The organism is Streptomyces sp. NPDC054863 (assembly GCF_053610825.1).
Genome location: NZ_JBSGZD010000234.1, coordinates 1 through 12,531, shown reverse-complemented (window position 1 = coordinate 12,531; position 12,531 = coordinate 1). Strand labels below are relative to the sequence as shown.

General features: G+C 71.0%; 10 protein-coding genes. 6 read left to right on the top strand and 4 right to left on the bottom strand.

The genetic code is table 11. The features are described 5' to 3' along the window. Positions 1-367: 367 nt before the first annotated feature. Positions 368-607 (bottom strand): dihydrofolate reductase family protein, encoded by a 240-nt coding sequence (locus tag ACWGIG_RS29630; protein ID WP_453324757.1) that lies wholly within the window; start codon positions 605-607, stop codon positions 368-370. 106 nt (positions 608-713) lie between these two features. Then, a complete protein-coding gene (locus tag ACWGIG_RS29625) occupies positions 714-1,871 on the bottom strand; it encodes an FAD-dependent monooxygenase (protein ID WP_453324756.1) in 1,158 nt (385 codons plus the stop codon). A gap of 74 nt (positions 1,872-1,945) precedes the next feature. On the opposite strand from ACWGIG_RS29625, the gene ACWGIG_RS29620 reads away from it, so the two are divergent. Both ACWGIG_RS29620 and ACWGIG_RS29615 read left to right on the top strand, forming a co-directional pair. Continuing rightward, a complete protein-coding gene (locus tag ACWGIG_RS29620; protein WP_453324755.1) occupies positions 1,946-2,503 on the top strand; it encodes a TetR/AcrR family transcriptional regulator in 558 nt (185 codons plus the stop codon). Positions 2,504-2,814: 311 nt separating this feature from the next. Continuing rightward, positions 2,815-3,537 carry a dienelactone hydrolase family protein gene (locus tag ACWGIG_RS29615; RefSeq protein ID WP_453324754.1) on the top strand — a complete coding sequence of 241 codons (723 nt, stop codon included), beginning with the start codon at positions 2,815-2,817 and terminating at the stop codon, positions 3,535-3,537. Positions 3,538-3,736: 199 nt separating this feature from the next. On the opposite strand, the gene ACWGIG_RS29610 is transcribed toward ACWGIG_RS29615, so the two are convergent. Both ACWGIG_RS29610 and ACWGIG_RS29605 read right to left on the bottom strand, forming a co-directional pair. Further along, positions 3,737-5,347, bottom strand: a complete 1,611-nt coding sequence (locus tag ACWGIG_RS29610) for an alpha/beta hydrolase (protein ID WP_453324753.1) — start codon at positions 5,345-5,347, stop codon at positions 3,737-3,739. Positions 5,348-5,460: 113 nt separating this feature from the next. Continuing rightward, positions 5,461-5,937 (bottom strand): hypothetical protein, encoded by a 477-nt coding sequence (locus ACWGIG_RS29605; protein WP_453324752.1) that lies wholly within the window; start codon positions 5,935-5,937, stop codon positions 5,461-5,463. A 299-nt stretch (positions 5,938-6,236) separates the two neighbouring features. Between ACWGIG_RS29605 and ACWGIG_RS29600 the strand changes: the two genes are divergently transcribed. The 4 genes from ACWGIG_RS29600 to ACWGIG_RS29585 form a co-directional block, all read left to right on the top strand. Further along, positions 6,237-6,848, top strand: a complete 612-nt coding sequence (locus ACWGIG_RS29600; RefSeq protein WP_453324751.1) for a TetR/AcrR family transcriptional regulator — start codon at positions 6,237-6,239, stop codon at positions 6,846-6,848. Positions 6,849-7,164: 316 nt separating this feature from the next. After that, positions 7,165-7,593, top strand: a complete 429-nt coding sequence (locus ACWGIG_RS29595; protein ID WP_453324750.1) for a hypothetical protein — start codon at positions 7,165-7,167, stop codon at positions 7,591-7,593. Between the two features lie 447 nt (positions 7,594-8,040). Beyond that, positions 8,041-11,340 (top strand): right-handed parallel beta-helix repeat-containing protein, encoded by a 3,300-nt coding sequence (locus tag ACWGIG_RS29590; protein ID WP_453324758.1) that lies wholly within the window; start codon positions 8,041-8,043, stop codon positions 11,338-11,340. A gap of 83 nt (positions 11,341-11,423) precedes the next feature. Then, on the top strand, positions 11,424-12,531 hold a 1,108-nt coding region (locus ACWGIG_RS29585; protein WP_453324749.1), incomplete at its 3' end, for a S8 family serine peptidase.

The window sequence follows — 12,531 nt, the reverse complement described above, 5'->3', positions numbered from 1 at the left end:
CTCACCCGTACCCCAAAGGGCTTGCCGGGACCGGCCGGGCCCGGGACGCGCGCCGCCGCCCGGCCGCGCGAAGGAGAACAACCCGCCCGGACCCCGAGCGGTGCCGGGCCCCTGCCCGTCCCCTCCCCCAGCCGGAACAGACATGCCACACCGCCCGCACGTCACGGCACAAGCCGACCGAACCGCACCAGGCACAGCCGCCAGACCGGCCCGTGAAGAACGCGCAGAGAGCGTCATCAAGCCGGGTGTGCGGAACCTCCCACGTGCGGAAGCGGGCGCGGCGAGTTCCGAGGCAGGGGTGCTGCGACTGGCTCCGCTCGCAGGGGAGACCACGTTGTCTCTTCTTGTGCTCACTGCAGCCGCAGTCTCATGGATGGCGGTAGCACAGGGTGATGGCGCCTGTTGCAGGGGTGGTGGTGGCGTGGGAAAGCCGCCATGTCGACGAGAGGCCGTCGGGCAGCAGGCGTACGCCTTGACCAAGAGTGGTCGGAAGTACGGTCATGCAGAGTTCGTCGATCAGGTCGGCCTTGAGCAACGCTTTGATGATGCTGGCGCTGTTCAGAACGAGGATGTCGCGGCCCGGACTCCTGGCACCGCAAGAACTCATCGCCCGGCGAGCGTGACCGGGACCCGCCCTGGCCTGGCGCCTCTCGCACTCTCGGAGGAGGCCATCCAGTGGGTGCCTGGTGGTGAGGGGGCGGGCGCGGGCCGGATCAGGTCAACGACGGTGGGACCCAGGCGTGGTGACGTAGGATCATACGTGTGGCGACGCGGGACGGTGTCAGTCGCATCGCGGTGTTCCGCAGGGTGACGGCCAGCGGGTGGGACAGTTGTTGGCCCATTTTCCCGGCCTGCCGGGCGGCTGCTGCGACGGCCTGGCTCCGCGGCCGGCGCTCGGCGTCGTAGCGGGCGAGCGCGGCCTCGACGGTGGACTCGGCACCGAGGGCGGCGGTCAGAGTGACCGCGTCCTCCAGTGCCTGACAGGCGCCCTGTCCGAGGTTGGGGGTCATCGCATGGGCCGCGTCGCCGAGCAGCACGATCCGGCCGACCGCGTACGAAGGTAGAGGCGTCCGGAGTTCGTTCACGTCGTGATGCAGCACGGCCTCGGGCCGGGTCGCGTCGAGGAGGGCGGGGATCGGGTCGTGCCAGGTGTGGAATCGTCGGCGCAGTTCGGTCAGTGGGTCGGCGAACCGCGTCCCGGCGGGGAGGCTGAGGACGGCGTGCCATTCGGCCTTCCCGTCCAGGAAAGCGATGTGTCCGAACTCCGCGCCCCGCCCCCAGGTCAGCTCGAAGTCGGTACGCAGATCGACCGCGTGCTCGGTGATCGCGCGCAGCACCGTCGAGCCGCTGTGGACCGGGCCGGGGTGGTCCGGGAAGAGTTGGCCGCGGACTGTGCTGCCGATGCCGTCGGCCGCCACCACCAGATCGGCCTCCAGGACCGTGGCGTTGTAGCCGACGTGGACCGTCCCCGGGTCGGCCTGCTCGACCGTGGTCGCCTCGGAGCCGATCACCAGGGACCCGGCAGGCAACGCCTCGCGCAGCAGTCGGTGCAAGGTGGAACGGGGGATGCCCATGATGGGCGTGCCGACCGCCTTCTGGAGTGCCGAGCCGTCCATCCGGGCCAGCCAACTGCCCCGGGGGGTCCGGGTGCCACCGCTGTACTGGCCTCGCGACGCGTCCCGGACCGCCCCGCCGACGCCTAGTTCGTCCAGTGCCCGCAGGCCGTTGGCAGCCAATGAAATGCCTGCCCCCGCGTCCTCAAGCTGGGACGAACGCTCAAGGACCGTCACGTCCCATCCGATGCGGTGCAGGCCGATCGCGGCGGCCAGCCCGCCCATGCCTCCTCCGACCACCACTGCCGTGTTGCCCATGACGGAGCCCCCCCTTCTTCTACATCTGTAGAAGAAGACCCTATCCTGAGTCTCTACGGGTGTAGAAAGGGGTCATGGCTTCGGATCGGCGCACCCTCCTTGCAGACGCGGCACTCGACGTCCTCGCCGAGGAAGGGATGCGCGGCCTGACCCACCGGGCGGTCGACCGCAGAGCGGCCATGCCGCCCGGTACGACCTCGGCCTACTTCCGCACCCGCGCCGCGCTGCTGACCGGACTCGTCGCCCGCCTGGTCCAACTCGACCAGGCGGAACTTCACGCGACGGCCGACAAGCTTCCACCTCTGCGTACCGTCGAGGAACTGGTGGACGGCATGGTGACGCTCACACGCCAGCGGCTCACCGGCGAGGGCCGCCGGCGCTCACTCGCCCGCCACGCTTGCGCCATCGAGAGCGTGCGCGACAAGGAGCTGCGCGAGATCCTCGTACCCCGCGAGAACGCCGGCCGCGAGGCCGTCCGGCTGTTCCTCACCAAGCAGGGCGTCACCGACGCCGAGAACCGCACTCACACTCTGCTGACCTGCATCGACGGACTGGTCTTCGACCGACTGGTGAACGGCGGCGAAGTGCGGCGCGAGGCATTCGAAGGACTGATCGCCGCCGCGCTGCGTTAAGTGGCTGTCCTACGTTCCGGGCGTGGATCTGGGTCGGTGACTCGTAGGGTCGATGAGACTCCAGGGGTTCCGGACATGGTCCCGGCGCCTCGGGACTCGGACGGGGCAGCAGGAACATGCGTCGTCCCCGCCGCTACCACCGCGGGTTGCTGCGGGCCTTCCACCTCTCCGCCTTGGCAAGCCTCGGACCGCACCCCGCCTCGAAGAAGTACGACGAGCGCAAGCGATCCTCGTGCAGCCGCGAAGGACCACCTTCTGCCGACGGTGAACACCGGCCCGACCTGGCCGGACGGTCACTACGGTCCAGCCTCATGACGATCACCACACGTACGGTCGAATACACGGCCGATGCTCTCGCGATGGTCGGGCACCTCGCGCTCCCTGCCGGCGATGAGCGTCGGCCCGCAGTCCTGATCGGGCCTGAGGGGATGGGGCTCAGCGACGTCGAGCGCCGCCGGGCCGACGCCCTGGCCGAGCTGGGATACGTGGCGCTGGCCTTTGACCTCCACGGCGGGCGCTATGTGGACAACCCCGAGGAGATGCTGGCCCGTTGCATGCCGCTGCTCGCAGACCCCGACCGGATGCGGGGCATGGGCCATGCTGCACTTGATGTGCTGCGCGCCGAACCACGGACCGACAACGACCGGGTCGCCGCAATCGGCTACGGCACCGGGGGCGCGATCGTGCTGGAACTCGGGCGCGATGGAGCCGACTTGCGCGCGATCGGTACGGTCAACGCACTGACCACGGGCAGGCCGGGCGAGGCGGCACGCATTCGCTGCCCCGTATGGGCGGGGGTCGGATCGGAAGACCCGATCATGCCGCCCGCGCAACGGGAAGCGTTCACCGCCGAGATGCAGGACGCGGGCGTCGACTGGCGTTGCGTGGTTTACGGCGGGGCCCTGCACGCCTTCCACCACCCAACGGTCAACCACACCACCCCCGCGGGCGTCGGCTACCACCCACGACACGCACAGCGGGCCTGGCGCGACATCGTCGATCTGCTCGCCGAATGCCTGCCCGTAACGGAGTGATCAGACCGGCTTGTGCCGCTCGGGGTGCGTGCGCGTCCTGGATCGTGGTGCGTTTCCCCTTTCGGCTCCTGCTGAATGGTCCGGATCTGCTCGGTCGGCTCGGCCTCGTCTGCCGCTCTGGCCCGCGAGCGTGTCTTTTCGCACGACCAACGGTCATGCCGTGCGTAGGCGTACGCGGGTGAAGAAGACCGGCCGTGACTCAACGGTTCGCAACCGCAAGGGGGCGGGTGGTGGCGGGCTTCTCCGTCTTGCATACGGTGCCGTCGGCGGGGTGGGTGCCGTGGATGAGGGCGGCGTCAACTGCGCTGTCTACACAGGAGTTGGTGCCGTAGGAGCCGTGTCCGACTCCTTCACGTGTGAGCAGGACCGCGGAGTCCAGGGTTCGGGTCATGTTCTCGGCCCAGTGGTGGGGCGTGACGGGGTCCAGTCGGCCTGCGACCACCAGTGCCGGCGGCGTACCGGCGCCGGTGAGCGGCTTGGTGACGCGGTCCGTGTTCGGCGCGGGCCACCGGGCGCAGTTCAGGGCGGAGTAGGCGGCCCGGGTCCCGATCCGCCCGGCCTCCGTAACGGCCTTGTGGGCCGCTGCCTTGTGCGCGGCGATGCCGACCGGGGTCTGCCAGTCGGCGCAGCGCACCGCGGTGTGAGCTTCGAACATCGCGGTGGGGACAGGGAAGGGAGACACCGTGACGCTGTTCCACAAGGTGTACAGGGGTGCGCCGTTGCCGTCCTGTGCGGCCAGCAGCGCCGAGGTCAGCAACGGCCAGGTGTTCTGGTCGCCGGCCAGTGCTCGGGTGGTCTCAAGGGCCATGGCGCCGTCGAGTTCGCCGCCCGGGGTGACGCCCTTGGCAGGTGTGATCTTCAGCGGCGTCGCTTCCAGCGTGCCGATCAGTGCGTCGAACGCAGCCTGCGGGTCTCCCGCACCGAACGGGCACACTGCGGTCCCTTCGGTGCGGCAGGTCCTGAACCAGGCGTTGAGCGTCCGTTCGCTTGCCACGGCGACGTCGTTGAGGAAGGTGAGGGAGTTGCCGAACCACAGGTTGGTGTCGACGGGCGCGTCGAGCACCATCTGGCGGACGCGGTGAGGGAAGAGGGTGGCGTACATCGGGCCGACCACGGTGCCGTAGGACAAGCCGTAATACGTGATCCTGTCCTCGCCGAGCGCGGAGCGAACCTGGTCGATGTCGCGGGCCACGTTGTCGGTGGAAAGGCTGGCCAGGAACTCTTTGCTCTGCTGTGTGGCGCACCCGTCGGTGAACGCGGCGGCATCGGTCAGCAGCCGCGGCAGGGGTTTGCCCCCGGGGATCGCCGGGTCGAAGGCGGTGCCGACGGCGTCGGCTCGCTGCTTGTCGGTCAGGCAGCGAACGGCCTGCGATCCCCCGACACCGCGCGGGTCCATCGCGATGACGTCGAATCCGGCGAGCAACGCGGGCGAGAAGGCGCCAGGAGTGCCCACCGTTTTGGGCAGATTGCGCAGTGTTTCGGTGGCGGGAACCCCGGGTCCGCCCGGGTTGAAGATCAGGCTGCCGATGCGGTGGCCGGGATCAGTGGCCCGGTGCCGCATGACCGCGAGCGGGATCTGCGCGCCATCGGGCTCGGTGTATTCCTGCGGCACCTTGATCGTGGCGCATTCAAGGTTCTTCCCGCACGCGCTCCAAGTGAGCGGGTCCGGGGCGGGGGTCGAGGCCGACGTGCCCGCTGCGGACGTGCTGCGCAGCCCCGGGCCGCCGGACGAACACCCGGTCAGGACCATGAGGGCGGTGGCGCACGCCGCTCCGTACCGGGCGGCGGGCCTTGGCCTCAACTGAACCATGATGACTTTCCTTTCGCCGTGCTCATGTCATTCCATGCAGTCGGGCCGTGCCGGTCGCGTACGTGGCCGGCCGAGGAGGACTGACGCGGTCGCGCCTTCCCCGCTTCGAGGGGTCAGTGACCCGCCGCGTCGAGCAGAGAGGAGTACCGCAGGCGGAGCGCGCGCTCCATGCTCGCCAGAACGGCCCCGCCCCCGAGTGCGAGGTTCAGCCAGATCGGCAGGTGTATCGGCGATGCGAACGTTCCGACCCGCTGCATGACGGGAGGGATGTGAGAGACAGGTTCAGCAAGCTGCAACAGGTTCAGGCTCACACCGATGACAAGCAGCAACACGGATCCGATGCCGATCGCCCGGCTCAGTCCCGGATGGCGGGCGCCGAAGCGCGCCCGCCGCCCCTCCGCCGAGGCCGGGTCGGGCGTGAGCTGCCGCGGCCGTCCGTCCAAGGGGCGGTAGTGGCAGCGCCTGATGCCGTAGTTGCTCATCGCCACCTCGATGACACCCCCGTCGACAGGGAAGATCGCGGGCAATTTCGACTCGGCCACGTGCCTGCCGTCCAGGAAAAGATGCGCCCGGATCTTGCTGTTGTCCAAGCGCGCCCAGTGCCGTACGTCGACGGCGTGCGGGCGGGCATGCCCGCCCGCACCGGGAAGCCGTAGCCAGAACAGGGAGCGAACGGGGAGCTGCCACCAGCGGAACCGCTGCAGTTCCCTGCCGTCTCCCGGCTTGAGGCGCTTCGATGCCGCCCGCTGCTTCCACCCCATGGCCCGCCCGCCCTTCGCACATCAGCCGCAACATCACTAGTACAGCGTGTTGGAGACCACGCTAACACACTGTACTAGTACGGCGTGCTAGTACAGTGTGGGGGAGGAAAAGCGACTGAGGGCTGGGTATGGAAACACGCGAGAAGATCCTGCAGGCCGCTGCGGAGATGATTGCCGAGGACATGACGGCGAAGCTGAGCGTGCGAGCGGTCGCCGCGCGTGCGGGAGTGAGCACCGGCTCGCTGAGGTTCCACTTCCCCACCCAGCGCGCCTTGCAGGACAGCTTGCTCGCGCGGATCTACGAACACCTGCTGCCCGGTGACCCGATCCGGGACAGGACACTGCCGCCCCGCGAACGGCTGCTGAACTGCCTGCGGCAGGTTCTCGCGCCGCTCGGCACCAACGAGGACGCGCGAACCGCATGGGGCACGATGTATCGGACCTTCATCGAACCCCAGCCCACCGAAGCGGTACGCACCGCGTACCTCGGCCATGAGCGGGAGGCGGAGCGCCGGGTCGAACACTGGCTGACCGTGCTCGCCGAGGAAGGCGCACTGCCCCCGGGAGACCACGCCCGCAACGTCAGGTTCCTTCTCACCGTCCTCAACGGACTCTCGGTCGAACGCGCCCTGCCCACCCGCGAATCCGTCCTCATCGCTGAGACCGAGACCCTCAACGCCGCCGTCGACCATGTCCTCTCCACCGGCCCCGCACCGCCCGCCGGACCGACTCGGCCGTGAACCGGACGCACCTGCGTCCCCTCAAGCGGTACGTCCAGGCAGTACCACCGGGAGATGCCCCGATGCTCGAACCCACCGCGGGCCTTGCTGCCCTGTTCCACCTCAACCATCGTGCGCGCTACGCCCAGTTGGGCGCCGCGCGTGCACCACTTCGCCGCCTTCCGACGGGGCCGCCCTCGAACTGACCGGCATCGGACGTGGTTTGGCAGCGGGGCGTGCGGGCGGGTCGCCGGCAACCAGTAGGCTGACGGTGCGTCATGACCGGGCATGAAGGCCCGGCTTGAGTGGACCACGTCGAAAGAACAAGGTGTTCAGGTTGAAGAAGTTCAAGGCTGCTGTTGTCGCCATCATGACCATGGCGGGAATGGCCGTGGCCGTCACGCCCGCCCAGGCAGCCGACATCTGCACTGCGGGCGGCAACGGCAAGTACATATGTGACTACGGCGTAACGAAGCATGAACTTCCGACGGGCCAGAAGGAACAGTTCCTGGTCGGCACCGACTACGCGGTGTGGACGCGCTGGACCTCCAACGGCAAGTGGAGCGGATGGGTGTCCCTGGGCATGCCCGATCCCATGGGTGGTTCCGCGCGCGCCGCGAGCAAGATCTACGTGACCAGCGGCCAGGACATAGACGGCTTCCGCACGTCCATCTCCCTTGGAAACAGCAACGGCGCCACCGTGGGCCGGGTTCGTCCCACCCTCGGGGCAGGATGGTGGACGTGGGACTTCCCCAACTGCTGCTGACCGAGTGTTCCGCCCCCTGGGCCGTGTGTGATCCCATGGGCGGCTGCCGCGCCGCACCGGGACTCTCTCGCCGGTGACCCGACGGGCCCCGCGGTCGAAGCCGACGGCGGACAGGCACACGAAGCTCCTGACGGACCTGGGTGATCTTGGCTGTGAACCCGCCCTCAGGAGCTTCGTCGTTGTCCCGCACAATCCGCCGCTTCCCTCGCCCCGCGACCGGAGCGGGGGTACTGATCCGCGCCTCGGGTGGCGCCACCGATCTCCGTTCACCTTCCGGCAAGCCCCGTGCCGGGCAGCGGGGTGGGACCGGAAGCCCGACCGCCATGGCGCGCGACCTGCGGCAACAGGCATGATGAACACATCAGTTGCACACGCCCCACATGCCGCGTGTCCCCGTCGCGCCCCAGTGGCCCCGGGGTCCGGGAGGTCAGTTACGTGTCACGTCAGATGCTCACCGTCACAGCGGACGGTACGGGGGACTTCCGTACCGTCGCGGAGGCCGTCGCCCGGGCCCGTACCGGGGCCGTCGTCAGCATCGGACCGGGGCGGTACGAGGAGGCCCTGACCGTCTCGGCGGCGATCACGCTGACCGCGGCGGACGGGCCGGGGACGGTCGAGCTGGTGCCCCGGCGCGGGACGGCGCTGACGCTCACCGGGGACGCGGTCATGGTCAGTGACCTGGTGCTGCGCGGGCACGACGACGAGCTGCCGGTGGTCGACGCACCGCGCGGCCAGCTCGCGATGGACCGGTGCGAGGTGCACGGCTCCGCCTGGGCGGCACTGTTCGCGCGCGGCAGCGGGTCGCTGGCGCTGCGCCAGTGCCGGGTGAGCAATCCGGCGGGGGCCGGGGTCGTGTCGACCTCGGCCAGTGAGAGCTTCCTGGAGGACTGCCTCGTCGAGCATCTGGGGACCTCCGCCGTGGTGGCCGGTGAGCGCGGGCGGATCACCGTGCGCAGGAGCCGGTTGCGGGACACCCGGGGGAACGGGGTGCTGACCAACGGTCAGGCCCAGGTGGTCCTGGAGGACTGTGCGATATCCGCCGCCGACAAGCCGGGGGTCGCCGTCGAGGAGGACAGCTCGGTCCGGATGTCCGGCGGGACGGTGCGCGAGTCCGTGGTGGGCGTCTACGTCAGCTCCACCGGGCAGACGGTGCTGGAGGACGTCACGGTCGGCGACACGACCGGGCACGGGCTGGTGCTGGGGGCGGGCAGCTCCCCCGCCGTGACCCGCTGCCGCACCGAACGGACGGCCGGGCACGGCCTGTTCGTGACCGAGCGCAGCCGCGGGGTGTTCACCGAGTGCGTGTTCGCCGCAGCCCAGGACGCGGGGATCCGGGTGACCGGCCTCTCCTCGCCCGTGCTGACCGGCACCGTGGTGCAGGACGCCAAGGCCGTCGGGGTGCTGCTCGACGAGGACTCCGCGGCCGAGTTCGACCGGCTGGAGGTACGCGACAGCGGCACGTCCGGCATCGTCGTGCGCGGCGGCGCCAATCCGCTGCTGCGCCGCGCGGCCGTCGCCCGGTCCGCCGCGCACGGGGTGGAGGTCGCCAAGGACGGGCGGGGGCGGCTGGAGGAGTGCGTCGTCGAGGACTCGGGCGGTTCGGCCGTGCACGTGTCCGGGCACGGCAACCTGTACGTCGGCGGGAGCACGCTGCGCACCGCGGCGGAAGCGGGGGCGGTGGTCGGCAAGCTCGGCACGCTCACCCTGCGCGACACCTCCGTGGACGCGGTGGGCGGAGCGGGCGTCCAGGTCGACGCGGAGGGCGAACTGTCCGCCGCCCGGCTGCGGGTGACGGGTGCCGGCGAGCACGGTGTGCTGGTCGCGGCGGGCGGGCGGGCCGCGCTGAACGCGTGCGAGGTGACGGGCTCGGGCGCCGACGGCGTACGGATCGAGGGCACCGACCCGGTGTCGTTGATCGGCTGCACCATGCGGGACAACAGGGGCAGCGGCCTGCGGCAGGCGATGCCGGGTGACAGGCTCGCCGTCGAAGGCCTGAACAGTGCGGAGAACGCGTCGCCGGACGCCTGGGGCAGCGCGGCGGGCGCCGAGGCGGCAGGCGACGGGCGGCTGCCGGGCGGCGCGGTCCCGATCGCGGCCGAGCCGGAGAAGGGCACGGGCCCGGTGGCCGAACTGGAGTCGCTGATCGGCCTCGACGACGTCAAGCAGCAGGTGCTGACGCTGATCAATCTGAACCGGCTCGCGCAGCGCCGCGCCAGCCTCGGCATGCCGGCCCCGCCGATGAGCCGCCACTTGGTCTTCGCGGGCCCGCCCGGAACCGGCAAGACGACGGTGGCCCGGCTGTACGGGTCGATCCTGGCCTCGCTGGGGGTGCTGCGCTCCGGGCACCTGGTGGAGGTGTCGCGCGCGGACCTGGTGGCGCAGATCGTCGGCGGCACCGCCATCAAGACCACCGAGACCTTCAACAAGGCGCTCGGCGGCGTGCTGTTCATCGACGAGGCGTACACGCTGCTCTCGGACGGCGGCGGTTCGGGCGCGGACTTCGGTCGGGAGGCCATCGACACCCTGGTGAAGCTGATGGAGGACCACCGCGAGGACGTGGTCGTCGTGGCGGCCGGCTACCCCAAGGAGATGACCGACTTCCTCGCCTCCAACCCGGGTCTGGCCTCCCGCTTCACCCGCAGCGTGGAGTTCACCGACTACACGTCGGACGAGCTGGTCACCATCGCCGAGCGGATGTGCACGGCCCACCACTACGAGCTGGCGCCTGCGGCCCGCACCGCGCTGCGCACGCACTTCGAGTCCATCCCGCGCGACGCCGGCTTCGGCAACGGGCGTACCGCGCGCAAGGTCTTCGAGGAGATGGTGGACCGTCAGGCCTCGCGCCTGTCCGGCCTGCTGGAGGTCAACGAGCGCGATCTGGCGGTGCTGACCGCCGAGGACGTCGGCGTGAGCGAGCACGCGGCGGCCTCGGCCGAGGGCAACGACCCGCTGCTGCGGCTGGACGCGCTGGTGGGTCTCGCGGCGGTCAAGCGCGAGGTGGGCGACCTGGTCAATCTGCTCGCCGCCGCGCGCCGCCGCACCGAGGCCGGTCTGCCGGCCCCGCGCATCAGCAACCACCTGGTCTTCGCGGGTCCGCCGGGCACCGGCAAGACGACGGTGGCTCGGCTGTACGGCGAGCTGCTCGCCTCGCTGGGGGTGCTGCCGCGCGGCCAGCTGGTCGAGGTCTCGCGCGCGGACCTGGTGGGGCGCTGGGTGGGCCACACCGCGCAGCTGACCCGGGAGGTCTTCGAGCGGTCGCTGGGCGGCGTCCTGTTCATCGACGAGGCGTACACGCTGACTCCGGCGGGCGGCGGCGGGACCTCCGACTTCGGGCAGGAGGCGGTGGACACGCTGCTGAAGCTGATGGAGGACCACCGGGACGAGGTGGTGGTGATCGTGGCGGGCTACACCCAGGAGATGGAGCGCTTCCTCGGCTCCAACCCCGGGCTCGCGTCCCGGTTCCCCCGGCACATCGAGTTCCCGGACTACTCGTCGGACGAGCTGGTCACGATCGTGCGCCAGCACGCCGTGGACAACGGCTACGAGTGCGCGCCGGGTGCGGCGAGTGCGCTGCGGGAGCACTTCGAGGGGCTGCCGAGGGGGCGTACGTTCGGCAACGCGCGGCTGGCGCGGCAGACGTTGGAGCAGATGATGACGCGGCAGGCGGGGCGGTTGAGTGGCGTTGCCGCGCCGAGTCTGGACGATCTGCGGCTTCTGCTTCCGGAGGATCTGACGGCCGTCCGGTGAGTGTTTGTACGTGCGGGTCCGTTGTGGCTGGTCGCGCAGTTCCCCGCGCCCCTGAGGGGCTCCCCAAACCGAGGATCGGATCCATGCGTCGTCGTACGACCGTCAGCTTGCTGCTCTGTACTGCCCTCGCCCTGCCCGGGCCGCTTGCTCTGGCCGATGAGGGCAAGCCGGGGAAGGTGGTGTTGCCCGGGGTGCCCGAGCGGCTGGACGCGCAGAAGAAGTGCACGTCGTTCAAGGGCCGGGCCACCTCCGACGCGCCCTGGACACGCGGTGCGCTCGGGCTCGACCAGGTGTGGGCCCTCTCGCAGGGCCGGGGCGTGACGGTCGCGGTCGTCGGCACCGGGGTGAGCGACGCGCCCGCCGTGCTCGCGGGCCGGGTGAAGGCGCTGGGCGACGCGGGCAAGGACTGCGTGGGCCGCGGCACCTTCCAGGCGGGCCTGATCGCCGGAGCCATGACCCCGGGACAGGGGTTCTCCGGGGTCGCCCCGCAGGCGCGGATCCTCGCGGTACGGGGTACGGGCGAGCGCGGTGATCCGGACCCGGGCCGCCTCGCGGCCGGGGTCAGAGAGGCCGCGGGGGCCGGGGCCCGGGTGATCACGGTGACGGCTCCGCTGGACGGCGCGGACAAGGCGGTACGGGACGCGCTGGCCTTCGCCGCCCGCAAGGACGCCCTGGTGGTGGTGCCCGCTGCGGCGGACAGTGTCCCGCCGGGCACCACGGCCGGCCGGGCGAAGCCCGCTCCGGCCGCGCCGCCCGGTGCGCTGGCCGTCCTGGACACGGGCCCGCAGGGCACCCGGCCCGACACCGCTCCGGGCTTCACCCGGGCCGATCTCACGGCACCGGGAGACGCGTTGGTGGGTCCCGGGCCGGTGGGCGACGGCAAGTGGACGGGGTCGGGTTCCTCGCTGGCGGCGGCGGTGGCGGCGGGCACGGCGGCCCTGGTCCGCTCGTACCACCCGGAGCTGACGGCCCCGCAGGTACGGGAGCGGCTGCTGCGCACCGCCTATCCGGGCGACCTGCCCGCCCTGGACCCGTACGGCGCGGTGGCGGGCGCCACCACGGCCGCCGCGTCCGCCGCTGCGGCCCGCCCCGATCCCGTACGGCTCACCACGCCCCCGGACACCTCGGGCGCCCGCAACACCTCGCTGCTCGTCGCGGCGGGGGCGGCGGCGACGGTGCTGCTGGTCGTAC

What these genes read in the sequence shown, in the direction of transcription:
- ACWGIG_RS29630 (WP_453324757.1), bottom strand. Translation starts at nt 607, where the DNA reads ATGAGTTCTTGCGGTGCCAGGAGTCCGGGCCGCGACATCCTCGTTCTG.
- ACWGIG_RS29625 (WP_453324756.1), bottom strand. Translation starts at nt 1,871, where the DNA reads ATGGGCAACACGGCAGTGGTGGTCGGAGGAGGCATGGGCGGGCTGGCC.
- ACWGIG_RS29620 (WP_453324755.1), top strand. Translation starts at nt 1,946, where the DNA reads ATGGCTTCGGATCGGCGCACCCTCCTTGCAGACGCGGCACTCGACGTC.
- ACWGIG_RS29615 (WP_453324754.1), top strand. Translation starts at nt 2,815, where the DNA reads ATGACGATCACCACACGTACGGTCGAATACACGGCCGATGCTCTCGCG.
- ACWGIG_RS29610 (WP_453324753.1), bottom strand. Translation starts at nt 5,347, where the DNA reads ATGGTTCAGTTGAGGCCAAGGCCCGCCGCCCGGTACGGAGCGGCGTGC.
- ACWGIG_RS29600 (WP_453324751.1), top strand. Translation starts at nt 6,237, where the DNA reads ATGGAAACACGCGAGAAGATCCTGCAGGCCGCTGCGGAGATGATTGCC.
- ACWGIG_RS29590 (WP_453324758.1), top strand. Translation starts at nt 8,041, where the DNA reads ATGCTCACCGTCACAGCGGACGGTACGGGGGACTTCCGTACCGTCGCG.